The sequence below is a fragment of the Mucilaginibacter gossypii genome (assembly GCF_017569325.2).
GTDB lineage: Bacteria > Bacteroidota > Bacteroidia > Sphingobacteriales > Sphingobacteriaceae > Mucilaginibacter > Mucilaginibacter gossypii.
This window is the reverse complement of sequence record NZ_CP071878.2, coordinates 1,324,037-1,349,709: the sequence shown is the minus strand read 5'-3', so window position 1 is coordinate 1,349,709 and position 25,673 is coordinate 1,324,037. Positions and strand designations below refer to the sequence as shown.

General features: G+C 42.5%; 13 protein-coding genes. 11 read left to right on the top strand and 2 right to left on the bottom strand.

What is annotated here, in order from left to right; genetic code table 11:
* The first annotated feature begins 50 nt into the window (after positions 1-50).
* A complete protein-coding gene (locus J3L18_RS05850) occupies positions 51-1,601 on the top strand; it encodes an alpha-N-arabinofuranosidase (protein WP_129571268.1) in 1,551 nt (516 codons plus the stop codon).
* A 309-nt stretch (positions 1,602-1,910) separates the two neighbouring features.
* Here J3L18_RS05850 and J3L18_RS05845 read toward each other — a convergent pair whose 3' ends face one another.
* Positions 1,911-4,487, bottom strand: coding sequence for a phosphoenolpyruvate carboxylase (locus J3L18_RS05845; RefSeq protein ID WP_129571269.1), 2,577 nt, complete (start codon positions 4,485-4,487; stop codon positions 1,911-1,913).
* 274 nt (positions 4,488-4,761) lie between these two features.
* Here J3L18_RS05845 and J3L18_RS05840 point away from each other — a divergent pair, with 274 nt between their 5' ends.
* The 8 genes from J3L18_RS05840 (at position 4,762) to J3L18_RS05805 (ending at position 18,741) form a co-directional block, all read left to right on the top strand.
* Positions 4,762-6,918 carry an FUSC family membrane protein gene (locus J3L18_RS05840; RefSeq protein WP_112654370.1) on the top strand — a complete coding sequence of 719 codons (2,157 nt, stop codon included), beginning with the start codon at positions 4,762-4,764 and terminating at the stop codon, positions 6,916-6,918.
* 196 nt (positions 6,919-7,114) lie between these two features.
* Positions 7,115-8,260 carry a methionine aminotransferase gene (locus J3L18_RS05835; protein ID WP_129571270.1) on the top strand — a complete coding sequence of 382 codons (1,146 nt, stop codon included), beginning with the start codon at positions 7,115-7,117 and terminating at the stop codon, positions 8,258-8,260.
* A 176-nt stretch (positions 8,261-8,436) separates the two neighbouring features.
* Positions 8,437-9,222 (top strand): nitrilase family protein, encoded by a 786-nt coding sequence (locus J3L18_RS05830; RefSeq protein ID WP_091162596.1) that lies wholly within the window; start codon positions 8,437-8,439, stop codon positions 9,220-9,222.
* A gap of 173 nt (positions 9,223-9,395) precedes the next feature.
* Complete coding sequence (locus J3L18_RS05825; protein WP_091162595.1) at positions 9,396-10,670, top strand: TolC family protein; 1,275 nt, start codon at positions 9,396-9,398, stop codon at positions 10,668-10,670.
* Positions 10,671-10,690: 20 nt separating this feature from the next.
* Positions 10,691-11,794 (top strand): efflux RND transporter periplasmic adaptor subunit, encoded by a 1,104-nt coding sequence (locus J3L18_RS05820; RefSeq protein ID WP_223266271.1) that lies wholly within the window; start codon positions 10,691-10,693, stop codon positions 11,792-11,794.
* Positions 11,795-11,863: 69 nt separating this feature from the next.
* On the top strand, positions 11,864-15,001 hold the full coding sequence (locus J3L18_RS05815) for an efflux RND transporter permease subunit (protein ID WP_091162593.1): 3,138 nt from the start codon (positions 11,864-11,866) through the stop codon (positions 14,999-15,001).
* Between the two features lie 208 nt (positions 15,002-15,209).
* Positions 15,210-18,257 carry a GH92 family glycosyl hydrolase gene (locus J3L18_RS05810; protein WP_129571271.1) on the top strand — a complete coding sequence of 1,016 codons (3,048 nt, stop codon included), beginning with the start codon at positions 15,210-15,212 and terminating at the stop codon, positions 18,255-18,257.
* A 115-nt stretch (positions 18,258-18,372) separates the two neighbouring features.
* On the top strand, positions 18,373-18,741 hold the full coding sequence (locus tag J3L18_RS05805) for a magnetosome magnetite crystal formation protein family (RefSeq protein WP_129571272.1): 369 nt from the start codon (positions 18,373-18,375) through the stop codon (positions 18,739-18,741).
* A 62-nt stretch (positions 18,742-18,803) separates the two neighbouring features.
* On the opposite strand, the gene J3L18_RS05800 is transcribed toward J3L18_RS05805, so the two are convergent.
* Positions 18,804-19,682 carry a polyphosphate kinase 2 family protein gene (locus J3L18_RS05800; RefSeq protein WP_129571273.1) on the bottom strand — a complete coding sequence of 293 codons (879 nt, stop codon included), beginning with the start codon at positions 19,680-19,682 and terminating at the stop codon, positions 18,804-18,806.
* A gap of 251 nt (positions 19,683-19,933) precedes the next feature.
* Between J3L18_RS05800 and J3L18_RS05795 the strand changes: the two genes are divergently transcribed.
* Positions 19,934-22,264 (top strand): penicillin-binding protein 1A, encoded by a 2,331-nt coding sequence (locus J3L18_RS05795; protein ID WP_208102496.1) that lies wholly within the window; start codon positions 19,934-19,936, stop codon positions 22,262-22,264.
* A 113-nt stretch (positions 22,265-22,377) separates the two neighbouring features.
* Complete coding sequence (locus tag J3L18_RS05790; RefSeq protein ID WP_129567640.1) at positions 22,378-25,593, top strand: DPP IV N-terminal domain-containing protein; 3,216 nt, start codon at positions 22,378-22,380, stop codon at positions 25,591-25,593.
* Positions 25,594-25,673: the final 80 nt, after the last annotated feature.

Below are 25,673 nucleotides of genomic sequence, written 5' to 3'. Positions count from 1 at the left end.
AACAAATTTTTCTTTTCTTTACTGCACAATCAGTTAAATCCTAAGTTTCAATGAAAAAGAACCCGTTTTTACAACTCGGCGTTATCGCTTTGTCTTTATTGAGCTCGGCATCCTTCGGGCAAACAGGTACACTTAATATTAGTACCGATTCAAAAACAACCATTAGCAAGCACATTTACGGCCAGTTTGCCGAGCACCTCGGTCATGGCATTTATGGAGGTTTTTGGGTTGATAAAACCCTCCCTGTAAAAAAGCAGGACCGCATCAGGCTTGACATTGTTGATGCCCTTAAAAAGATAAAGATCCCTAACCTGCGCTGGCCCGGCGGATGCTTTGCCGACGAGTATCACTGGCGCGATGGCATCGGCCCCGCAACTGCACGCCCGCGTATGGTAAATACCAACTGGGGCGGCATTACCGAAGATAACAGCTTTGGTACACATGAATTCCTGGAACTTTGCGACTTGTTGGGCTGTGAGCCTTATATAGCAGGTAACGTAGGCAGCGGTACGGTTGATGAAATGTCAAAGTGGATTGAATACTTAAACTCAAACAGCAGCAGTACTGTAGTGCAATTGCGTAAAAAGAATGGACACCCGGCCCCCTACAAAGTAACTTATTGGGGTGTTGGCAACGAGAGCTGGGGCTGTGGCGGTAATATGACACCTGAATATTACTCCGACCTGTTTAAACGCTACGCATCATTTGCCAAGGATTACCCAGGTGCCAAACTGAAAAAAATAGCCAGCGGGCCAAACTCTGATGATTACCGCTGGACAGAAGTTTGTATGAAAAACATCTCGAGCGGTATGATGGCAGGTTTATCGTTGCATTATTATACCATACCAACAGGTAATTGGGGCAAAAAAGGTTCGGCAACTAACTTTGACGAAAAAGAATACTTCGGCACTATGGTAAACTGCCTTAAAATGGAGGAGCTGGTTACCAAACATTCGGCCATTATGGACAAATATGACCCTGAAAAAAAAGTGGCCCTTGTTGTTGATGAGTGGGGTGTTTGGACTGATCCTGAACCAGGAACAAACCCTGGTTTTCTTTACCAACAAAACAGCTTGCGCGACGCTTTAATAGCGGGCACAACGCTAAACATATTTAACAACCATAGCGACCGTGTTAAAATGGCCGCACTTGCACAAACCATTAATGTGCTGCAGGCTTTGATATTAACTGATAAAGAAAAAATGGTGCTCACCCCTACTTACTATGTGTTTGATATGTACAAGGTGCATCAGGATGCCAAATACCTGCCCATTAAGTTGAGCGCGCCTGATTATGAAGTTGACGGCAAAAAAATTGAAGCTGTGAATGCATCTGCTTCGCAGGATGCGGCCGGCAAGGTACACATCTCATTAGTTAACCTTGATCCGCACAATACTATTACCATTACAACCGGCCTTAGCGATATAAAATGGCAAACCGTTAGCGGCCAGGTATTAACCTCGGCTAAGTTAACTGATGTTAATACATTTAAAGATGCCGATAAAATCCACCTGAACACTTTTACCGGAGCTAAAAAAGACGGTGACAAACTGGTAGTAAGTCTGCCTGCAAAATCAATCGTAACACTCGAATTGAAATAAAATCCTTTCCCCTAAATACAAAAGAGGCTGCATCAAATACAAATGATGCGGTCTTTTTATTACATATAAAGCAATCGAACAAACACGAATAATCAACCTATAGTTTTAAGCTTTACGTATTCTGCTTTTAACTTTATAATGGCTCACGGTTTTTTCTTAAAGTTTGAGGGCAGAGGCTTTTCAGACTAAATGTCAAAACCTTTGAAAGCTTTTGACGCATCCCATCATGATCATATAATTAAATCAAAAAAAAAATCCACCTGCTATTGCTAACAGGTGGATGGGGATATAAATTAAAACAATAAACTCTTAAGCCAAATTGCGCCCGGCATTTACAATACCGTAAACCGTACGGATCACCAGCTTGTTATAAATATCATTAAGTTCGGTATCCTTTTCATAATTGATACATTGCAGGGCGTAGTGCTGAATGATCACCAGCGGTAACACTATTTTTTCGCGAATAGCGATAGAACGACGTTCAACCGGATATTCTTCCATCAATACGGTGCTGCCGGTTAGTTCAAGAAGCATTTCGCGGGTAAGAATAAACTCATCGCGAAGCATTTTCCAGAAGGCGCCAAATTTTTCATCCTGTTCCAGGTACGCTGTAACCCTGAAGTCCGACTTCGACATCGACATCATACAGTTATCCAGCATAGTTTTAAAGAAACCCGAAGTTTGATAAAGCTCTTTAATCTCGTCCCAACCGCCAGTTTCTTTAACCTGTTTAAGTGCTGTACCCACACCATAAAAACCGGGGATACTTTGCTTTAACTGGCTCCATGAAGTTACAAAGCTGATGGCCCTAAGATCTTCCAGTTTTAATTGGGCTCCAGCATTACGCTTGGTTGGACGGCTGCTGATATTAATCCTCGACAATAATTTCAGTGGACTGAATTTTTCGAGGTATTCAACAAACAGCGGATGTGCACGCAGATCAATAAACAGCTTGTAGCTCACGTCGGCCATTTGCTGAATGAGTTCCTTGTGACGGCTATCCAGCAGATCGTTACGGTTGGGGTGCAATGCTGAAATAATACCTGCATTGATCAGCTGCTCCATATTAAATTGAGCCGTTTCAACCGAACCATATTGCGAACTAACGGTTTGCCCTTGTATAGTTAACTGGATATGCTCGTTAGCAATCTCTTTACCCATCGACGCATAAAAACGGTGTGTTTTACCACCACCGCGGGCCGGTGGCCCTCCCCTGCCATCAAAAAACGCCAGTTGGATGCCGTATTTACGGGCCATCGCGGTAAGCTCAACTTTAGCTTTATATATTGACCAGTTAGCCATCAGGTAACCGCCATCCTTAGTACTATCCGAAAAGCCAAGCATAATAGTTTGCTGGCTACCCCTGTTTTTCAGGTGCTCGGCATAAAACGGATGGGTATATAATTGTTCCATGATGCTTGCAGCATGTTCCAGATCGTTCACGGTTTCAAACAGCGGCATAAAATCGATGCTTAAGCTGTCTTTTTTCCACCCGCTCCATAAAAACAGGTTAATCAACTGCAAAATATCCGAAGCGCGCTGACAGTTACTGATAATGAAACGCTGGCACGCCCTTTCACCATTACCCTGTTGAATTTGCTTAACCAACCTGATGGTATCCAGTGTATCGTGGATCATAGCATCTTTTTCCTCTTTAGGGCAAACAAAATCGGCCTCTTTAAAAGTGATGCTCTTTATTTTATCTTCTTCGCTTAGTTCCGAATAACCTTCCGCTACGCCTGTGTCAATATTTTGGGTTCCATATTCAAACACCTTACGTAAAATACGGCTGTCCTGCCTGATATCAAGTGTTGCAAAATAGCATCCAAAAAGGCGTACCTTCTGGATCATATCCTCAACAATATTCACAAACAAACCATCGTGATCCCGAAGGATAACTTCTTTTATAGAAAGCAGCAGCTCCAACAGTTCGCCTTGAAGATCAACCGGGGTTAATTGTTCGTTAGCGTTTTTGTAAAACAGCGTTTCCAGTTTAGTCATGGCTTCCTCAACACCGCGGAAAGTAATTCGGCGTTTAAGTACCCTGAAATCGCGGTAGTAACACCTGAACAGGCGCTGCCTTAAAAAGCTGGCAACTTCTTTAGTGGTTTGAGTTGTTACGTTAGGATTACCATCACGGTCGCCGCCCGGCCAAAAACCAAGCTCCAATATCTGGCGGCTTGCAGCGTCAATATCAAACTCCTCTTCCAGTTTTGACTGGATCCCAGATACGGCATGATAAAATATATTTTCCAGGAACCAGGAAAGGCTGATAGCCTCATCAACCGGCGTTGGCGATGTTTTATTAAAGAATGGCGTTTTACCTAATTGCTGCAGCAATACATCAATATTATTGATATCGTTGGTTTTTACAGCTTCAATTAAATCCGTCATGATGCCAAGCACCGTACCTGGATAAAACTGCGTAGGGTGAGCAGTAAGCACCAGGCGTAACGAAAAATCTTTTAATTTTTCACTGATATCCTGCCGGCTTTCATCACTGATGGCTGCATGCTGCAACAAGCTTTGCAGGGTACCACTGTCATCAAACTTACCTATTTTATTAAATGACGAATCTTCAATGGCGTCAAATAAAACCACCTGCCGTTCAATGTACTGAATAAACCTGAACATGCGGTTAATCTGCTCGCGATGATCGATATCCGGTACATACTTTTCAAAAAACGACTCGATAATATCTGTCGGCGAATCATGGGTGATAGCGCCTTTCTCACAATGTGAACTAAAAAACGGTAATAAGATCCCTGTATCCTTTACCTGGTAAAACGGAAGTGTTTGAAACAAACTGTTATATAACTCAAATCGGGTAACAACCTCGTTATTGAAGGCTGCTTCTCTTTGGCTGAGTTTTAACGTTGGCGACATAGTAAAAAATTAAATTGAGGTAAAATTGATTGGTTTAGCTTTTGGCCTTTTCCGGGGGGTGAATTTACTGATCTTTAATTTAATTTCATCAAAAAGTAAATATTTATTAACACAAATCTTCAATTAATGCCATTTTTATCAAAAACAGATACATAAATTAAAATTATGTAAATTTGAAACGTCATTTTAGGCCAATAAATTATATTTAATAAAAACAGGCCGAACAAACAAAATTGCTTATAATAGTTCTGTTATTTACAAAGCTACTGCTACCATGTCTATAAACACCAGGGAAATAAAAAGTTTCTTTTACAGTCAATATTTTTCTGATGGGATCCGCATTTGTATAGGCATTTTATTGCCCTCACTGCTCCTAATGCAGTTTGATAAGTTTGATCTGGGCCTCACACTTTCACTGGGCGCATTGTGTATCTGCGTTATAGACACTCCCGGCCCGGTATCGCACAAGCGTAATGCTATGGCGGCCGGCAACCTGTGTTTGTTTTTGGTTGCTGCTATTACCGGTTTTGCCCGGCTCAATGTATTTACGCTTGGCTTCGAGATCACCTTCTTCGCTTTTTTGTTTTCCATGTTTACAGTTTATGGCAACAGGGCAGCATCCGTAGGCACTTCATCGTTACTGATCATGATCTTTATGATGGATAAGGCACTGGCAGCTCCCGAGGTATTGGGTTACAGTGCAACTATCTTAGCGGGTGGCGTTTGGTATATGATCTTCAGTTTATTGTTTTTCGGTATCCGCCCTTACCGCGCGGCACAGCAGGCCCTTGGCGAAAATGTTACCGATATAGCTCGTTTTTTACGCATCAAAGCCGATTTTTATTTGTCGGATACCGATATTGATGAAAACTACCGCAAGCTGGTTTCCAAACAGATCCAGGTGAGCCAGCACCAGGATGCCGTGCGCGAACTGCTTTTTAAAAGCCGCATCATGGCCCGCGAATCAACAGCACCAAGCAGGATCCTGGTGCTTACTTTTGTGGACCTTGTTGATATTTACGAACAGATCATGGCCACACACTATGATTACAGCCACATTCGCGAAAAATTTAAAGACACTGGTGTACTTACCGAAATAGCCCGTATTATCCATAACATGGCCGATGAGCTTGATGATATAGCCTACATTATATTATCAAATACCCGTCGCCGCCATCTCACCGATTTTAATATCGAACTGGAAAAACTAAAAATAAAAATTGACTCCATCGGAAAAAACAACCAGGAAACCAGCAATCTGGTGCTTAAAAAGGTGCTGGTAAACCTGCGTTCACTTAGCGAGGGGATCAACAATATCTATAAGTACTACAGTTCAAAAGCCGCCGAATCATTAAACGAGCCCAAGGGTGATGTAGAGTATTCGGCTTTTGTTACCCACCAGGATTTTGCACCGCATATTTTCTTCGACAACTTTACGCTGGCATCCGGCGCATTCAAACATGCCCTGCGTGTAGCATTGGTATGTTTGATAGGCTTTATCACGGCTAAATTAGTATCATTAGGCCATCACAGCTATTGGGTGCTGCTTACCATTATTGTAATATTGAAGCCAGGGTTCAGTCTTTCAAAACAGCGTAACTACCAGCGTTTAATAGGTACCATTGGCGGGGGCGTTATTGGGATAGCCATACTTACCTTTATCCCTAACGTCACCGTGCAGTTTATTTTCCTGGTGATTTTTATGATGGGTGCCTACAGCTTTCAACGCCTTAATTATGTAGTGAGCGTAATTTTCATGACGCCTTATGTACTTATATTGTTCAAGTTCCTGGGCGTTGGATTGCTCAATGTAGCCCAGGAAAGAATTTTGGATACCGTCATAGGTTCAACTATCGCGTTGGTGGCCAGTTACCTGATATTCCCTACCTGGGAATTTGAACAGATCCAGGAAGCACTTAGGGATGTGTTAGTGGCCAACATCAATTACCTGGTTACCATTGCCGAGAGCATATCGGGTAAAATGATCAGTATTACCAGTTACAAACTGGCGCGTAAAGAGGTTTATGTAAAATCGGCCAACCTTTCGGCCGCATTTGAGCGCATGACATCAGAACCTAAAAGCAAACAGCGCAAAATTAAGGATGTACATAAATTTGTGGTGCTTAACCATATCCTTTCCTCGTACATCGCTACCATTGCATCGGCACAAAGCAAAAAGGAAATCCCGGTTGCACACCCTGAAGCCATGAAGCTCATCAAAAAAAGTATAACCGTTTTGAACGATACCGGTCAAAAATTACATGCTGAAAATATTGAATTTAATATAGGTAAAATTCCACCTGTTAACCCCGAAGCTCAGAAGCCGGTACCCCAGCCCGAAGATGCTTTGATGAAAGAACAATTGGGTTTTATCAATAAAATCAGCTACGATATAGCTAAGATTACCGACAGCATCCTCATTGAACCATGATTTTTAGGATTTAAGGATGGATAAGATTGACTTTGTTGGGTAATCTTCCCGATTCGAAAAATCCTGTTAATCTTCTAATCCTAAAAATCACGGCACAGTAATATGTTTAAACCTATAAATTAAAATATTTCCAAATACAAAAAATACCCGGTTATGGGGATAAGTTCATAATGATTTTTCCCTACTTTAGCCGTTGATGATACCTGTTGTTTCAAAATTACCCCAAACCGGAACTACCATATTTACCGTCATGTCGGCCCTGGCCAGCGAGTTGGGTGCAATAAATCTATCGCAGGGTTTTCCTGATTATGACTGTTCACCCGAGCTGATAGAGCTTGTAAATAAGGCCATGAAAGAAGGTCATAATCAATATGCGCCCATGGCTGATGTTATGGCTTTAAGAGAACGTATTGCCGAAAAAACCGAAAAACTTTACGGCGCGGTTTATAACCCCGAAACCGAGATCACCATCACTGCCGGTGGTACACAGGCCATTTTTACAGCTATAAGCGCTGTAATTCACCCCAACGATGAGGTGATCATATTCGAGCCGGCTTTTGATTGTTATGCCCCTGCCATAAAACTGATGGGCGGCGTTGTAAAATCGCTTGCCCTTGAGCCTCCTAATTACCGCATTGCATGGGACATGGTTAAGCGGTTGATCAACCAAAAAACAAAAATGATCATCCTTAACTCGCCTCATAATCCAACCGCAACCATTTTGCATAAGGAGGATATTGACGAGTTGAGCGCGCTGGTAAAAAACCAGGATATCCTGATCCTTAGCGATGAGGTATATGAACACCTGATTTATGATGGCGAAACCCACCACAGCATGGCCCGCTACCCTGATCTGCAGCAGCGCAGCTTCATCGTAGCATCGTTTGGCAAGCCTTTTCATGCTACGGGCTGGAAGGTGGGATATTGCATGGCGCCTGCTTATTTGATGAATGAGTTCAGGAAAATTCACCAGTTTTTGGTATTCGCCGTAAACACTCCTATTCAGTATGCAATCGCCGAGCATTTAAAAAACGAAGGAAATTATCTTGGCCTGGCCGAATTTTTCAGGGAAAAACGCGACCACTTCAGAAAAGGCCTTGAACAAAGCCGTTTTAAGCTTTTGCCATGTTCAGGATCATACTTTCAGTCTGTAAGTTACCGCGCTATTACCGACGAAAAAGATGCCGACTTTTCTATCCGTGTGGCGAAGGAATTTGGGGTAGCGTCCATACCTGTTTCGGCCTTTTACAGCAAGGGGATTGATCACCATGTGTTAAGGTTTTGTTTCGCCAAAAGGCAAGAAACTTTAGATAAAGCCGTTGATAGGTTAATTCGAGTTTAATTTTTGGTTAATGGCCTATAGTTCATGGATCATAGCCAGATCATAAGTTTGATTTTGGATCATGGTCTATAATTCATGGATCATAGCCAAATTGTATAAGTTTTATCCGAATGGATCAGCCAACCATCATGCATTTTTGCCATGATACATGATCCATCAACTATGAACCAAATATTATGGAGAATCTTAAAATTACTGTTTTTCAAGGCTACCTTTTTTGGGAAAATACCGATAAAAATCTTCAGAATATTACCCTCAGGTTATCGGGAGGGATCCGCGAAAAAACAGATCTCATCATACTGCCCGAAATGTTCAGTACGGGTTTTACCATGAACGCCGCCGAATTGGCTGAGCCTATGAATGGCAAAACCATGCAATGGATGGAAAAAATAGCCAAACAATATGATTGTGTGATAACCGGGACCATTATTATTAAAGAAGGTGGCAAGTACTACAACCGGTTAATCTGGATGCGCCCTGACGGCAGTCATGAACATTACGACAAACGTCACCTCTTTGCACTTGGCCAGGAACATAATACCTACACCGCCGGCACCAAAAAGCTTTTCGTTGAACTTAACGGCTGGAAAATTTGCCCGGTAATCTGTTATGACCTGCGTTTCCCGGTGTGGCTGCGTAATATAGAAGCTAATCCTTACGATCTGCTCATTGTGGTTGCTAACTGGCCCGAGCGCAGGGCTGCGCACTGGCGTACCCTGATACCTGCCCGTGCGGTTGAAAACCAGTCGTACGTGATAGCAGTTAACCGCGTAGGCCACGATGGAAACGAAATTTACCATAGCGGCGATTCCACCTGTATCGATCCTAACGGTAAGGTAGTTTACTATAAACGTGATGAAGAAGACCTTTACACTTTCAGTATCATAGGTGATGAGGTTGAAAAAGTTCGCCGTGCACTACCGTTTTTAAAAGATGCGGATGATTTTGAAATCAATATCTAACCCTGATTCATAGGATTTAAGGATTTTTTGATTTAATAAGATTTTTACATCCTCTATCCAAGGCAATCCTTAAATCCTACCAATCAAGGTTCCTCTACCATTAGTTTTCCTTCACTTCATACAAAATTCATAACCGTTTTGAATTTTTGCACTGTAGAATTGAAGAAGGAAACATGCGTACTATAAAATCCCTGCTATTTATATCACCGTTATTTTTTAGTTTATTAACACAAAAGGCCGAAGCACAAACAGATACGTTAAAGATCACTTTCCCTGATGCTGAAAAACAGTTCATTGAAAATAACCTAAGCCTGCTTGCCCAAAAGTATAATGTTGATGCCTCAAAGGCGCTCATTCAACAAGCCAAACTATGGGACAACCCTGTGTTAAGCACCGACCAGAATATCCATGACGGTAGCACCAATAAATTTTTCAACCACTCAAACGGAGGCGGACAAATATTTGTCCAGTTAAACCAGGTGTTTGCCACTGCCGGCAAACGCGGCAAACAGGTAAAAGTAGCCGAAGACGATGCTAAAGTTCAGGAAGCCGCCTTTAATGACTTGATGCGTAACCTGCGTTATAATCTGCAGCTTGATTTTAGCCAGTTAGGTTCCTTGAATGCGCAACAATTAGTTTATCAAAATGAAATTAAATCGGCCACTGAACTGGTTAATGCTATTCAAAAATCATTTGATGTAGGTAATACCTCAATGAAGGACCTCATCCGTTTGAAAGCCCTTTTGTTCGGTTTGCAAAATGATATGGTTGAAAATAACCGCCAGATCAACGATCTGCAAACAGAGCTTAAAACATTGTTGCAAACAAAGGAAACCACATTTGTTCAACCTGTCATAAATGACAAGCCGGTTGAAACTGTTGATCTTGATGTGCAATCGCTCATTAGCCAAGCCATGACCAACAGGCCCGATTATTTATCGAACCAGTATCAATTAAATTCGGCTACCCATAATCTTGCTTATCAAAAAGCCCTTGCCGTGCCTGACGTAACTTTAGGTGTATCATACGATCAAAACAGTAGTTATGCCCGTCATTACTATGGCTTACAAGTTGGTTTTCCGATACCGTTGTTTAACCGCAACCAGGGCAATATCAAGTCGGCACAATACAATATCAAAAGCCAGGAGAGCACCCTGAAACAAAATGAATTCCAGCTTAAAAATGATGTAGTTGCAGCTGTTAACCAGTATAAGCTAAACGTGCAGCTGTTCTCAACTCAGCAAATCGCCTTTAATGAACAGTACGATAAACTGTTTGGCGCAATGCTCAAGAGCTTCCAGCAGCGCCAGATAAGCCTTGTGGAGTTTGTAGACTTTTTTGACACCTATAAGGACACCAAATTAAAAATATTGCAACAACAATTCAACCTGCAAAAAGCAATTGCCGACCTCAATTTTGCTGTTGGCACTACCGTAATAAAATCCTGACTAACATTTTAAGACTTACTATGATGAAAAGAGAAACGCTGTTTTCCGGCATCTCAGCTTTGCTACTACTTGCCGCTTGCAAAGGCAAGACACCTCCTGCTGTTGAAAACAAACAGGTAACTGTTAGTGATTCAATGGCTAAAATTATCACAATCGATACTGCCAGGATCGCTACCATAAAAAATGAGCTTACACTTTCGGGCGAGGTATCATATGATGACAACACCGTTGTTAAAGTATTTCCTTTTTCAAGCGGGCAGGTGTTGGATGTAAAAGTTTCACTGGGCGATAAAGTGAGCAAAGGTCAAACTCTCGCCATCGTACGCAGTGCCGATGTTGCAGGTAATTATACCGACCTTAGCTCGTCAAAATCCGACCTTGCTATTTACAAACGTCAGCTTGAACAGGCCGAATATCTGTACAAAAACGGCATCTCAAGCGAGCGCGATTATACTGAGGCTAAAGAAAATTTCAACAAAGCCGAAGCTGCCTACAACAAAGTAAAAGAGCAGATTGCAATCAACGGCGGTGGTAATACCAGCCCCGGCGGTACATTGGTAATCAAAGCGCCTGAAAGCGGTTTTGTGGTTGAAAAAAATATTACAGCAGGCGGCTATATCCGTCCGGATAATAACAACAGCATGTTTACAATATCCAACATGAAAGATGTTTGGATTTGGGCCAACGTGTTTGAGTCAGACATTAGCCGTGTTAAAGTAGGTTATACAGCCAAAGTTACTACGATTGCCTACCCCGATAAAGTTTTTACCGGCAAGGTTGACGCCGTTAGTTCTGTGCTCGATCCGGACAACAAAGTATTGAAGATTAAAATCGTATTGCCCAACGATGGCATGCTGCTTAAGCCGGAGATGTTCACCAGTGTGGTAATAGCCAACAGTGAAAAAGCGCAGTCGGTTGCTATACCAGCAAAAGCCGTTGTTTATGACAACAGCAAAAACTTTGTAGTGGTTTATAACAGTAAAGACGATTTGAAGGTACGCCAGGTAGCGGTTATCAAAACCGTTGAAGACACCACCTATATATCGTCAGGTTTGCAAGCCGGTGATAAGATCATCTCAAAAAACCAGCTGCTTTTTTATGATGCCATTGCCGGCAACAACTAACAGGTGGGTAAACCAAAAATTGCCAGGTTTTAACCAGGGCATTTACGTTTTTAAAATACAAAGACTACAATGAACAAGTTCATCAAAAATATAATATACTTCTCGCTCAGGCACCGTTACTTTGTGTTTTTTATGACACTTGTATTGGTAGCATTGGGTGTGTGGAGTTACACCAACACCCCTATCGAGACTTTTCCCGACGTTACCAATACACAGATCATAATTATAGCCCAATGGCCGGGGCGCAGTGCCGAAGAGATGGAAAAAATGGTTACCATACCAATGGAAACCGTTTTAAACTCGGTGCAAAAAAAGGCTAACCTCCGTACCACATCGTCTTTTGGTTTATCATACATCCGTATTATTTTTGATGATGATGTTGATGATGCGTTTGCCCGCCAACAGGTATTAAGCCGACTTGGCAATGCCGATTTGCCCGATGGGGTTAAACCCGAGGTTGAACCGCCATACGGCCCAACAGGTGAAATTTTCCGTTACACCCTAAAAAGCCACACCAAATCTTTACATGACCTTACCGCTATACAGGATTGGGTGCTTGACCGCCAGTTTAAATCAATCCCCGGTGTAGCTGATGTGAACAGCTTTGGCGGCGAGGAAAAAACTTATGAAGTGAGTGTAAACCCTTCGCTGTTACAAAAATACGGTCTTACCTCGCTTGATGTTTACACGGCCCTTAACCGTAGTAACATTAACGTAGGTGGTGATATCATCGAAAAAAACGACCAGGCTTATGTAGTACGTGGTATTGGCTTAATCAATAATATCGAAGAAATTCAGAATATTATTATCAAAAACGTTAATAACGTTCCGATTTTGGCCCGTGATATTGCCGAGATTAAAGAAGGCGGTTTACCGCGTTTAGGCCAGGTGGGCCGGGATAAAAACAACGACGTTATTGAAGGTATTGTGGTAATGCGTAAAGGTGAAAACCCTGCCGAGGTATTAAAGCTCATTAACCAGAAGGTTGTCGACCTCAACAAAAGCGTGTTACCTGCCGATGTAAAGATCTCCACCTTTTATGATCGTACCAACCTGATGGATTTTTGTACCGAAACGGTGATCCATAATTTATGCGAGGGTATCATATTGGTAACCGTTATAGTATTCTTGTTTATGGCCGATTGGCGCACAACGCTCATTGTTGCGATCATTATACCGCTGGCATTATTGTTTGCTTTCATCTGTTTACGATTAAAGGGAATGAGCGCCAACCTGCTCTCTATGGGTGCAGTCGATTTTGGTATCATCATAGATGGGGCGGTGGTGATGGTTGAAGGGATCTTTGTGGCGCTGGATCACCGGGCTAAGGAAGTAGGGATGCAAAAATTCAACGGGTTGGCTAAACTTGGCCTATTCAAAAATGTCGGCGCCGAGATGGGTAAAGCTATCTTTTTCTCCAAGCTTATCATCCTCACCTGCTTGGTACCAATTTTCGCTTTCCAAAAGGTTGAAGGCAAAATGTTCTCTCCGCTGGCTTACACTTTGGGTTTTGCTTTGCTTGGCGCATTAATCTTTACACTCACGCTGGTACCAGCTTTGTCAAGCATCTTGCTTAACAAAAATGTAAGGGAAAAACATAACCCGGTAGTAATATTCTTTGAAAACGGTATCCGCCGTATGTTTAGTTACACATACCGTAATCAAAAGCTGAGCCTGATAGTAGCGGTAGCGTTTATGTCGGTTACCTTCTTTTCGGCTAAATTTTTAGGCTCGGAATTCCTTCCGCAGCTTAACGAGGGCGCCCTGTGGGTAACCGCGCAGCTGCCAATGAGTACCTCGCTGGAAAGTTCGGTTAAGGTAACTGATAAAATGAGGCAGATCCTGTCAACCTTCCCCGAGGTGAAACAAACCCTGTCGCAAGTGGGCCGTACCAACGACGGTACCGACCCGAAAGGTTTTTTTAACGTGCAGATCCAGGTTGACCTGCTGCCTAAAAAGGAATGGAAACGAAGCATCAGCCAGGAAGAGCTGATAGCCGAAATGGACAAGAAATTAAGCCAGTTTCCGGGTATTGTATTTAACTATTCACAGCCTATTATCGATAACGTAGCTGAGGCTGTTGCAGGTGTACCTGCATCTATGGCAGTAAAAATATTCGGGCCCGATTTCCAGGTGCTTGATCAGAAGGCCGACTCGGTAATGGCTGTGCTCAAGAAGATCCACGGTGTTGAAGACCTTGGTATTTTACGAAACCTCGGTCAGCCGGAGTTCCGCATCGAGCTTGATCAGCGCAAGATGGCACTTTACGGAGTGTCTACTGCCGATGCCAACTCGGTTATTGAGATGGCCATAGGCGGTAAAGCGGCCTCACAGCTTTATGAAGGCGAACGTAAATTTGATATCCGGATCCGTTACCAAAAACAATTCAGGGATACTCAAAGCAAAATTGAGAACCTGATGGTACCTACATTAAACGGTTCAAAAATTGCGATTAAAGAGATTTCTAAAATCACCACATTAACCGGCCCTGCATTTATTTACCGGGATAATAACATGCGTTACATCGCTGTGAAATTCTCGGTGCGTGGCCGCGACTTAGGTAGCACTATAGCCGAAGCGCAGGAAAAAGTAGGCGCCGCCGTAAAACTTGACCAGGGATATTCATTTACCTGGAACGGTGAGTTTGAAAACCAGATCAGGGCATCAAATACGTTAGCGCACGTAGTGCCTGTGTGTTTACTGGTGATATTCCTGATCCTGTTCATCACCTTCGGTAACGCTAAAGATGCAGTGTTGGTTATCCTGAACGTGCCGTTTGCGTTGATAGGCGGTATTTTAGCATTACATATTACTAATACAAATTTTAGTATATCAGCAGGTATTGGTTTCATTGCCTTGTTTGGTGTATGTATACAGAACGGTGTGATCCTGATCTCGGTGTTCAAGAAAAACATTGAAGAAAAAATGCACCTTGATGAGGCCATTATGCAAGGCGTGATATCACGTGTGCGCCCGGTAGTGATGACCGCGCTGATGGCTGCCATTGGTTTAATGCCGGCAGCTATCTCAACCGGTATTGGTTCGGAAACTCAGAAACCGTTGGCTATAGTAGTTATAGGTGGGCTTGTGACATCTACCATCCTAACCTTATTGATATTACCTATTATTTACGCAATCGTGTACCGTTTAATACACCGTCGTGAAAACCGTAAACTGCTGAAAAAAGTAGGTATGATAAAAGGATAAAACTGAACACTAATTATTTCGAATTAAATCGAATTTCACGAATTAGTTATTCTAAAACAAATAGCGATGGGGATATGCCCGTCGCTATTTGTTTTTAGTGACCATTTATTATACTAATAATAAAATAGGGAACTTTCCTGTTAGTAAATATTCGTGGTAATTAGTGTAATTTGTGCACACTCAAATCATATAATTGGTTTTAAATAATATGTCATTGATCAAACCCGTATTCCGCTCTGCTTTGCCGGTCACCCTGTTGCTTGTTCTGCCTTTTTTATCATCGGCACAAAAGAAAAAAGAGAAGGAAAAAGACTACGCCCAACTGGTTGATCCATTTATAGGTACTGGCGGACATGGGCATACTTATCCCGGTGCGGTGATGCCTTTCGGCATGGTACAGCTTAGTCCGGATACCCGGTTGGAGGGTTGGGATGGCTGTTCCGGTTATCATTATACCGATAGCCTGGTATATGGTTTCTCGCACACGCACCTGAGCGGTACCGGTGTCCCTGATTACTGTGATGTATTGTTTATGCCAACCACCGGCGATCCCAAATTTAAAAACACAGATTATCGGTCGCACTTTAGCAAAAAAAATGAGAGTGCTACACCAGGTTATTATAAAACACTGCTCGATAAATATAATATTGGCGTTGAGCTAACTGCAACTACCCGTGTAGGCATGCATCGCTACACTTACCCGTCAACCGATAAGGCAAATATTATTATCGATCTGCAGCACCGCGATGAGGTTTTGGATTCATGGATAGAAGTAGTAAATGATCATGAAGTACGTGGTTTACGTATGTCGAAATCATGGGCCGACAAACAGCAGGTGTATTTTTACGCTAAGTTTTCAAAGCCTTTTAAAACTTACGGTATTGCTGTAAATAACGAGGTACAAAATGGCCAAAGCAAAGCACAGGGCAAGAATATAAAGTTGTTTTTGCAGTTTGATAATCCCGGCGAAGTAATCAGCAAGGTGGGTATCTCGTCGGTAAGCACCGAAGGTGCTTTAAAAAACCTGGATGAAGAAATACCTGATTTCGACTTTAAAAAAGTTCAGAAAGATGCCAAAATAGCCTGGAACCATGAATTGAATAAGATTCAGGTAGAGGGCGGCGCACCGGCCCCGGCAACCCAAACCCAACCGGTAGGCGGAACCAGCCCATACAGTTATGCTCCTCCTGCTAAAAAAGTGGTGCAGCCCGATTATGCTAAAATCAAACAAACCATATTTTATACCGCCTTATACCATAGCATGGTTGCCCCCAATATTTACAGCGATGTTGACGGGCAATACCGTGGCATGGATCAACAGGTACATACAGCTCAGGGATTTGATTACTACACCGTGTTTTCCTTATGGGATACCTACCGGGCCGAGAACCCGCTGCTTACGCTGATAGACCGCAAGCGCACGCTCGATTTTATCAAGAGTTTTATGGCGATGTATGATCAGGGCGGCTTATTACCGATATGGCCGCTTGCGAGTACCGAAACTTATTGCATGATCGGCAATCATTCTATCCCGGTCATTGTGGATGCTTACGCGAAGGGCATTCGTGATTTTGATGCCGAGAAAGCTTTTATCGCCATGAAAGCCGCCGTAAACCGTAACCAGTTTGGGCTGGATAATTATCGCAAAAACGGAGCTGTTCAATCAGACGAAGAAGATGCGTCTGTGTCTAAAACATTGGAGTATGCTTATGACGATTGGTGTATAGCTCAAATGGCAAAAATGCTCAATAAAACCGACGACTATACCCAATACATTCAGCGGGCACAATACTGGAAAAACGTTTTCAACAACCAGAATACTTTTATGCAGGCACGTGTTAACGGCGGCTGGTTGGAGCCTTTCGACCCTGCAGAGATCAACAGCAATTATACCGAGGGCAACTCCTGGCAGTATTCGTTCCTGGTACCCCACGATGTAGAGACCCTGATTGATAAAATGGGCGGCAAACAGGCATTTGAAAATAAGCTCGATGAATTGTTTAGCACACAATCAAAACTTAGCGGCAGTGACATTCCCGATGTAAGCGGATTGATAGGCCAATACGCCCATGGCAACGAACCAAGTCATCACATGGCGTACTTATATAATTTTACCGACTCGCCGGATAAAACCCAGTTTTATGTGAGCCGTATTTTGCGGGAAGAATACAGCAACAAACCTGATGGTTTAGCCGGTAATGAGGATTGCGGGCAAATGTCGGCCTGGTATGTGATGAGTTCTTTAGGAATTTACAACATTGCACCCGGTCAGCAGGATTTTCAGATCGGGATCCCGCAGTTTGATAAGGCAGTGATCAATTTGGAGAACGGCAAAAAATTCAGCATTATTAACCCCGGCGCCGGCATTACCCGCAGCAATATCTATCTGCAAGGCATGAATCTTGATAAAAAGGTATACAGTAAGCTTTTTATCAATTATGATGATATTACTAAAGGCGGGGATTTTGAAGTGTTTACCGGCAGGCTGGCTAATAAGATCTTTACCCAGGATCTGGAAAAACCAGTTTCAAAGATTACTGATAAACTCATCGTACCTAATCCTTACATTATATCGCCCGCCAGGTCATTCAAGCAGCCGTTCAGCATCCAGATCAAAGATCAGGATACTGATGCAAAAATCTATTACACGCTCGATGGCTCTGCTCCTGCTGCATCGTCAACGCCTTATACACAGCCAATTACTATTAGCAATAACATCACGGTAAAAGCCATTGCCATAAAAGATGGCAAAAGCAGTTTTATTGACGAAGCAAGTTTTATTAAACTACGTAACGACATCAAACTAACCATAATCAATAAATACCTGCCTAATTACGCAGCAAAAGGCGATGAATCATTAATTGATGGACAGCACGGCACTACCAACTGGCGTTTAGGCAATTGGCAGGGCTACCAGGGAAAGGATTTTATAGCCATTGTTGATATGAGCGCCGTTAAACCCATCAAACAAATCAGCGTCAGCACCTTGCAGGATAGCCGTGCCTGGATTGTGTTCCCCAAATATGTACAGTTCTGGACATCAAATGATGGCAAAACTTACAAACTGGCGACCGCCGTTAACACCAAAGTTGATATTAAAGATACCAACGTACAAACGCAGGAATTTACCGCGCCGTTAAACACCAATGCCCGTTATATTAAACTGATAGCCAAGCAATACGGCCCGCTTCCAGATTGGCATGAGAATAAAGGCAGCCAGTCCTACATTTTTGTTGATGAGATAACCGTGGAGTGATTTTAGATGTGTGTATATGCAAATGATTGAAGTTTTGCCATAGCTAATCATTTAAAAATGAATAAAACTATTTCATTTTTAAACGGTTAGCTTTATACAAAAAACTTTACCACACATGGAAAATTACAAACCTACCTCTGACGACGGTAAGACCGCCGGCATCATCAGTTATTTTACGCTTATCGGGTGGCTTATTGCCTATTTTGCATTATACACCAACAATAAAACACCGCTTGCAGCCTACCAGATGAGGCAAACCCTATTGTTTCACCTGGTTTCAATTCTTATTTCATGGATTGCCGGTTTTATTATAGGCATGGCCTTTGTAACATCAGGAATATTCATAGGTGCGTCAATCCTTTGGATTATACGCCTGGGCTTACTGGTTATTTGGATCATCGGTTTAATTGGCGCAATTAACGGCGAAAGAAAACCGATGCCGCTTATTGGAGAGCCCGCCCAAAATATGTTTTCGGGTATTTAAGATTCAGAATGCTATCGCAGACTTACGAAATTTTGAAAATTTCGTAAGTCTTAATATTTCCGTTATTGCTTTTCTAACAAATGTTTAGCCTCCTGTAGTTTTTCCATTTCGTCTTTAGGCAAAACAGGGAATTCCAGCTTCAACTTTTTCAAGGTATCCCTGATTATAGTTGATATCGCGATGCGCGTAAACCATTTCTTATCAGCTGGAATAACATACCAGGGGCAATCATCTGTAGCGGTTTCGTTAATGGCTTTTTCATAAGCTTTCATATACTCATCCCAATGCTCCCGTTCCGCAATATCCCCGGCCTGGAACTTCCAATTTTTTTTGGGGTTATCTATTCGCTTTAAAAACCGCCTCTTTTGCTCCTGTTTTGAAACATTCAGGAAAAATTTGATCACAACAGTGCCGCTGTTACAGATATGTTTTTCAAAATTGCGGATGCTCTCATACCGTTGCTCCCAAAACTGCTTGTCAATATCTTTTACTTGTTTTATCGTTGGATTATTTTCCTTTAAAACAAGTTCGGGATGGACTTTAACGACAAGCACATTTTCATAGTGCGACCTGTTATGAATACCAATACGCCCTCTTTCGGGCAAGGCTTTGTAATGCCGCCATAAAAAGTCGTGATCATAGTCTTCTGAACTGGGCTGTTTAAAGCTATAAACCTGGCACCCCTGAGGATTTATGCCCGACATGGTGTGCGCTATAGCGCTGTCTTTTCCGGCAGCATCCATCGCTTGAAAAATAATAAGCAATGAATAACTATTTGAGGCATAAAGTTGTGCCTCCAATTTAGACGTTTCAGCTATCAGTTCATCCAAAACAGACCCGGCATCTTCTTTTTCGTAACCATAGCTAAATGCAGGATCATGATCACTCAGCGAAAATTTGGTATTACTTGGTACCTTAAATTGCTCTGTCAAACTTTTCATATAAATAGATATCCATACAAAGTACAAAAACAACATTAAAGTTTTAGCAACTTGATTTCAAATATACGTTGCAACCTTCAACAGGCGATTTTTTTTATCCAAACAGCTTTTGATTTATTTATTGTGTACTTTGCACATCATAAATATGTATTATGCCAGCGTTAACCTAAAATTTACCTGTCTATTTTACGTTGTTTATATTTGTTAAACTGCACTATGATATAGTGTCATAATTTTACATTTTTTACCCAATGTTCAGACGTATACGCAACCGGTTTCTGAGATATTTTGTCATATTCATTTACTTCGTAATTATTTTCTTTTGTTCTATTGAGCTTAATTTCCTTTGGCTTTTCGGATACTCACCTGACATGCAGGATATTAAAAGCCCGGTACTTTCGGTAGGATCGGAAGTTTACACTGCCGATGGCAAACTTATAGGCCAGTATTACAAGGAGAACCGCTCACCAATTGAATTTAAAGAGATCTCCCCCAACCTCATAAACGCCCTTGTGGCAACTGAGGATGTGCGGTTTTACAGTCATGGCGGAGTAGATTTTTACTCCTTTTTTACCAGTGTGCTCTCAACAGCCAAAGGCGACCGCCGCGGCGGCAGTACCATAACCCAGCAGTTAGCCAAAAACCTTTTTGAAACGCGTAAAAAGAAATCGCAGGGTGTCATTAAGCATATTCCGGTGCTGCACACTATTGTTTATAAATGCAAGGAGTGGCTTACCGCTTTTAAAATTGAACACGTTTACAACAAGCAGCAAATATTGACGTTGTACTTCAATACCGTGCCCTTCGGCAATAATTCGTACGGTATTAAAACAGCATCTTTAAAGTATTTTAATAAGCAGCCCGGCACCTTAAATCCTGCCGAATCAGCCCTACTTATTGGCATGCTGAAAGCCACATCGAGCTACAATCCCATTAAAAATCCGCAGCGTGCTACCGAAAGGCGCAATACGGTACTGGGACAGATGGAAAAATACAAGTTCCTCACTGCCGACCAGTATAAAAGTAACGTCGCGTTACCCCTCGGGCTCGACCTGAGTTATGTTGAAGACGACTCCCACGGCGATTCGTACCTGCGCCGCGCCGTTGAGAAATGGCTGGACAAATGGTGCAAGGAAAATGATTATAACCTTTATGAGGATGGTCTGAAGATCTACACCACTATCGACTCAAAGATGCAGCAATATGCCGAAGAAGCTGTTACCGAAAAAATGAAGATGCTTCAAAAACGCTTCTATAACCTTTGGGGGAACAAAAATCCGTGGCGCGATTCAAAAGGCGTTGAGATCAAAGATTTCATTCTCAAAAACGAACAAAGGCTTCCTATTTACAAGCTACTTGAAAAAAAATACGGCGGTGATACGATAAAGATCCAGGATTACTTTAAAACGAAAAAGCGGATGACTGTGTTTACCTGGCATGGAGAACAGGACACTACTTTTTCTACTATAGATTCTATAAAATATTACGCTAAGATCCTGAACACCGGCATGATGACACTGGAGCCATCAACCGGTAAAATAAAAGTTTGGATTGGTGGTATCGATCATCGTTTCTTTAATTACGATCACGTAAACCAAAGCCGCAGACAGGCAGGCTCCACCTTTAAGCCATTTGCCTATTTAACAGCGCTTGATAATGGCTTTACCCCTTGCGATAAGTTTACCGACAAGCCGGTATCCATCAAGTACAAAGACAATGGCGAGGACAAAGTTTGGGAGCCTAACAATGCCGACTTCCATTTCTCCTATCGTGAAATGTCACTGCGCTGGGCTATGGGTAAATCTGTAAATTCCATTACAGCACAACTAACCGAAAAAGTGGGCTGGGATAAAATTGTGGAATATGCTCACCGCTGCGGCATCGAAAGCCCTTTGAAGTCAGTTCCGTCGGTATCATTGGGTTCAAATGATGTTTCGGTTTATGAAATGGTTAGAGCTTACAGTACGTTTCTTAACAAAGGCGAAAAATTGGATCCGTTGCTGGTCACTAAAATCACCGATCAGCAAGGCAATGTGATACAGGAGTTTAAGCTTAAAACCGAGAAAGTGTTAAGCGAGGAAACTGCCTGGCTGATGCTTTACATGTTCCGTGGGGGGATGGAAGAACCCGGCGGAACCTCACAGGCGCTGTGGGAATACAACGGCCTTTGGAAAAAAGACAACCAGATAGGCGGCAAAACCGGTACATCATCCGATTATGTGGATGGCTGGTATATGGGTATCACCAAAGATCTGGTAACAGGCATTTGGGTTGGTGCTGATGACCGGTCAGTACACTTTACCACATCCGAAACCGGCGAAGGCTCACATACGGCGTTGCCTATCTTCGGCAGGTTTATGGAAAAAGTATATGCCGATCAGTCGTTAGGTTATACTTACGGACCATTCCCCAAACCATGGACCAAGATCACCAAAACTTATAATTGCCCATCGCCGCATATTGAAGAAGATACAACTTCAACTGATAGCATAAGCAACCCTATTGATACAACGGGCGTAACACCTGTACAGGAAAACAATCCGGAAAACCCGGAAAGCACACCGCCTAATAACCAACGGTAAACAGGTAGAGGCGTTTTTTTCATACTGTGAAGAGAAAATGAATAAGGTTGTTTTTTGAACTAAGAACAACCTTATTTTATTAAATTAGCCATATCTATTTAGTTAAATAATATATGAATAAAGTTTACTCACTTTTCAATAGAGTTAAAAAGCACACTATTATATTCATTTGTTTTGTCGGCTCGCTGTTGATAAGCATCAATGCCAGGGCGCAATATTTTGGCCAAAACAAGGTGAGGTACAAAAACCTTAAATTTAACGTTTATAAAACCCCTCACTTCGAGATTTACTATTACCTGAAAAACGATAGTATGGTAAAACGCTTTGCCCAGGAAAGTGAACTTTGGTACACCCTGCATCAACAGGTTTTCAGGGATACATTTAAGCATGCCAACCCAATAATACTATATGCCAACCATCCCGATTTTCAGCAAACAACCGCTATTGATGGCGAGATCGGTGTAGGTACCGGCGGTGTTACCGAAGGCCTTAAAAATCGGGTGGTAATGCCGGTGATGGAAACCAACCAAACCACGAGGCACGTTATCGGGCACGAGTTGGTACACGCTTTCCAGTACCGTTTATTGCTGGGGCATGATTCGTCCGAATATGAAAATATAAACAACATTCCGCTTTGGATGATAGAGGGTATGGCCGAGTACCTGTCCTTAGGTAAGAAGGACAGCTATACAGCCATGTGGATGCGTGACGCATATTTGAACCATGATATCCCTACCGTTCGTGATCTTACCGAAAGCAGCAAATACTTCCCTTATCGTTATGGCGAGGCATTCTGGTCGTTCATAGGCTCAACTTATGGTGATACGGTTATAATACCCTTCTTTAAAAACGCGGCTAAATTTGGTTTAGAGTATGGCATCAGGCGTACGTTTGGTTATGATGACCGAACCCTTTCCCGCCTTTGGAAAAATTCTATTGAGGCTACCTATAAACCCTTTTTAAAGGATACCACTCAAACACCTAAAGGCATCAAACTGGTTGACAGTAAAAACGGTGGCGACCTTGTGGTTGCCCCGTCCGTTAGTCCCGATGGTAAATATGTTGCCTTTCTATCGGCCAAAAGTTTATTCAGTATTGATCTTTATTTGGCCGATGCTAAATCGGGGCGCATATTACGAAAACTCACGAGTAAGGTATCCAACACCCATATTGATGAGTTTAACTTCATCGAATCGGCAGGTGCATGGTCGCCCGATGGAACTAAATTCGCATTTAGTGTATTTAGCAAAGGGCGTAACAGGCTCGATGTAGTTGACCTGAAAAGCGGCAATGTAATTGACGATATTTCGATGGAGCAGGTAGGTCAGTTCAGTAACGTTTCATGGTCGCCCAATGGCAAGGATATTGTTTTCCAGGGATTGGTTGAAGGGCAGGGCGATTTGTATTCTTATAACTTCGATACCAAAAAGATTACGCAGCTTACCAACGATAAATTTTCTGATTACCAGCCAAGCTATTCGCCGGATGGTAAAAAGATCATTTTTTCAAGCGACAGGACAACATACGATCAGAGCCTTGAACAGGACATCCCTTTCAACCTTGCCGAACTTGATCTGGCAACGGGAAAGGTAACCGACATTAAAATTTTTAACGGCGCTAACAATCTGAACCCGCAATATTCGGCCGATGGCAAGCAGATCTACTTCCTGTCAAACCGTGATGGCTTCCGCAACCTTTACCGCTATACTATCGCTTCGGGTCAGATAGAACAAATGAGCAACCTGTTTACTGGCATCTCTGGCATTACGGAATATTCACCGGCATTAAGTATTTCCAATCATGATGACGTGGTTTACTCTTACTATCGTGCGCAAAAATATTCCATTTATAACGCCAAAGCGTCCGACTTTACTCCTGTTGTTGTGCAGCCGGGTGAAGTGAACTTTGCAGCAGGCACTTTGCCGCCAAACCGCTCCGTTGGCGTCGACCTGATCAACTCTAACCTGAACAACTTTTTAGCCTATCGTAAAATCCCGACTGATTCGGTTAAGGCCATTCCATTTCGCTCAAAATTCAAGCTCGATTACCTTGCAGGAAGCGGCATTGGTGTTGGTGTAAGTAACTTCTATGGCACAAGTCTTTCAAGCGGGATCCAGGGCGTATTTAGTGATATTTTGGGCCGCAACCAGATCTTTGCAGCAGCATCGGTAAACGGGCAGATCTATGATTCAGGCGCTGCTGTAACCTATGTAAACCAAACCGGCCGCTGGAACCTTGGTATGGGCGTTTCCCACATCCCTTACCAGTTCGGCTTCAATACAACCACCTACCCGGTAAGGAATGTGAGCGGTAAAAATCAAACCGTTTATTCTGATAACATTGATATTATCCGCAATTTTGAGGATGCGGGCAGGGTGTTTACCTCATACCCTATTTCCAGGACAACACGCTTTGAAGTGAGCGGAGCAGCCTCACACAACTATTACCGTGTTGACCGTTACAGCGATTATTACCTGCTTGATACTGCAGTAGTAAATGGCAAACAGCAAATCGGCATAGGTAATTATATTACGTCTGACAGGAAAAAAATCCCTAACGAAGAAGAGTCTGCAACCCTTAATCAAAACTACGGTTCCACTTATTTCTATAACTTAAAATCATATTCCATTTTAACGCTTTCAACCGCGCTAATTGGCGACAACTCATTTTTTGGTGTTACAGCACCGTTAAATGGTTTCAGGTACAGGCTGGAAGCCGGTTATAATTTCGGCACCTATAAGTTCTTTGCACCAACAATTGATGTAAGGAAATACGTACGTACCGCACCGGTAACCTTTGCGGCCAGGTTCTTTGCTACAGGCCGTTTCGGCGATGATAAAGGGCTTTATCCATTATTTGTGGGTTATCCTTTTTATATCAGGGGTTACGAAGGGCAAACATTTTATAATAACGGTAAGGCTACAACCAACGGCTTTACTATCGACCAATTATCAGGCAGTCGTTTGGCTGTATTTAACTTTGAGGTGCGCTTGCCATTTACCGGTCCCGAAAAATTGGCTGCTATTAAATCCAAATTCCTGTTTACCGATCTTAACTTGTTTTTTGATGCAGGTTTAGCCTGGAATTCTGGTGATCATATCTATTTTCAGAAAGATCCGCCGGTGATTGGTCAGCAGGACTTTATAAATTCTGACGGCACTACTACAACACAAAACATTTACGGTCGGGTACCGGCATTGAGTGCCGGTATTTCCCTGCGAATTAACGTATTTGGTGCTTTTATATTAGAGCCTTACCTGGCTGTTCCATTTAACCGCAGCGATGTTAAAAAACCGTTGTTTGGTTTAGGTTTTACACCAGGTTGGTAATATGTAATACTACTTATTACGATGATAAAACAGAAAAGCGGCTATGCAGCCGCTTTTCTGTTTTATATTGCCTAACAATA

Excerpts from the sequence above, each read along its gene's own strand:
- J3L18_RS05850 (WP_129571268.1), top strand. The coding sequence starts at position 51 with ATGAAAAAGAACCCGTTTTTACAACTCGGCGTTATCGCTTTGTCTTTA.
- J3L18_RS05845 (WP_129571269.1), bottom strand. The coding sequence starts at position 4,487 with ATGTCGCCAACGTTAAAACTCAGCCAAAGAGAAGCAGCCTTCAATAAC.
- J3L18_RS05840 (WP_112654370.1), top strand. The coding sequence starts at position 4,762 with ATGTCTATAAACACCAGGGAAATAAAAAGTTTCTTTTACAGTCAATAT.
- J3L18_RS05835 (WP_129571270.1), top strand. The coding sequence starts at position 7,115 with ATGATACCTGTTGTTTCAAAATTACCCCAAACCGGAACTACCATATTT.
- J3L18_RS05830 (WP_091162596.1), top strand. The coding sequence starts at position 8,437 with ATGGAGAATCTTAAAATTACTGTTTTTCAAGGCTACCTTTTTTGGGAA.
- J3L18_RS05825 (WP_091162595.1), top strand. The coding sequence starts at position 9,396 with ATGCGTACTATAAAATCCCTGCTATTTATATCACCGTTATTTTTTAGT.
- J3L18_RS05820 (WP_223266271.1), top strand. The coding sequence starts at position 10,691 with ATGATGAAAAGAGAAACGCTGTTTTCCGGCATCTCAGCTTTGCTACTA.
- J3L18_RS05815 (WP_091162593.1), top strand. The coding sequence starts at position 11,864 with ATGAACAAGTTCATCAAAAATATAATATACTTCTCGCTCAGGCACCGT.
- J3L18_RS05810 (WP_129571271.1), top strand. The coding sequence starts at position 15,210 with ATGTCATTGATCAAACCCGTATTCCGCTCTGCTTTGCCGGTCACCCTG.
- J3L18_RS05805 (WP_129571272.1), top strand. The coding sequence starts at position 18,373 with ATGGAAAATTACAAACCTACCTCTGACGACGGTAAGACCGCCGGCATC.
- J3L18_RS05800 (WP_129571273.1), bottom strand. The coding sequence starts at position 19,682 with ATGAAAAGTTTGACAGAGCAATTTAAGGTACCAAGTAATACCAAATTT.
- J3L18_RS05795 (WP_208102496.1), top strand. The coding sequence starts at position 19,934 with ATGTTCAGACGTATACGCAACCGGTTTCTGAGATATTTTGTCATATTC.
- J3L18_RS05790 (WP_129567640.1), top strand. The coding sequence starts at position 22,378 with ATGAATAAAGTTTACTCACTTTTCAATAGAGTTAAAAAGCACACTATT.